This window comes from Oleiphilus sp. HI0132, from assembly GCF_001635845.1.
In genome coordinates, this window is record NZ_LWGJ01000491.1 from 1 (window position 1) to 1,110 (window position 1,110).

Genomic DNA, 1,110 nt, shown 5'->3' on the forward strand with positions numbered 1-1,110 from the left:
GAAGCATACTGTATGTTGGTAAGGCAAAGCATCTCAAAAAACGTGTTTCCAGTTATTTTGCTCGTCAGGGTTTGTCTCTTAAGACTCAATCNCTAGTCAGCAAAATCGCTAAAATAGAAGTCACGCTAACCCGTAGCGAGACAGAAGCGCTGATTCTAGAACAGAATCAGATAAAGACCCTTAAGCCCCCGTACAATATTCTCTTGCGAGATGATAAGTCTTACCCCTATATCTATTTGGCAAGCGATAAAGAATACCCTTCATTATCCATGAAAAGGGCGCGTAGCAAAGGGAAGGTTGGACGTTATTTCGGGCCCTTTCCAAGCTCTGGTTCAGTAAAAGAAAGCCTGAACATGCTTGAGAAAATCTTCAAGGTTCGCCAATGTCATGATAGCTATTACAACAACCGCTCTCGCCCTTGTCTTCAGTATCAGATAAAACGCTGCAAAGCTCCGTGTGTCGGTTTGGTTAGTCACGAAGAGTACCTGGAAGATGTTAAAAGTGTTGAGATGTTTCTGCAGGGAAAGAGTCCTGAATTAATCCGTAGGCTTATTTCGCAAATGGAGCAGGCTTCTATAGAGCTTAAGTTCGAAGAGGCCGCAGAGATAAGAGATCAGATTGAGCATCTTCGACATGTTCAGGAAAGCCAGTCTGCCGAGGGTGGGACGCAGAGCCTGGATGTAGTTGTACTCGTAGCAAAAGGCGGCTCGGTTGTAGCATCAATGCTTTATGTGCGTAACGGGCGAATTCTTGGCCATAAGAACTACTTCCCCAAGTTGTCTCTGGAGATGAGCAATAATGAAATGCTGTCGAGCTTTGTCGAGCAATATTATATTGGCCAGAATGAGTCTAGAGATATTCCGGGAGAGATTGTTCTAAACGAATCATTGAGTAATCAGGCATTGATTACCGAAGCCATCGAGCAGGTAGTTGGTAAGAAGGTGAAAATCTCTACCAAGGTGAAACAATTAAAGGCGCAATGGCTTAAGCTAGCGAGCACGAATGCAGAAAATGCCCTGCAAACGCACTTGGCTAATAAAGAAAACATGTTTCATAAGTTCGATGCTCTGGCGGAACTACTGCAGCTTGAGGATCGACCCAAACGCATGG

The 1,110-nt window shown here is 44.5% G+C and carries 1 protein-coding gene; it reads left to right on the forward strand.

From position 1 onward, the window contains the following. The coding region (gene uvrC, locus A3766_RS05965; protein WP_068641912.1) for an excinuclease ABC subunit UvrC at positions 1-1,110 on the forward strand (1,110 nt) is incomplete at both ends.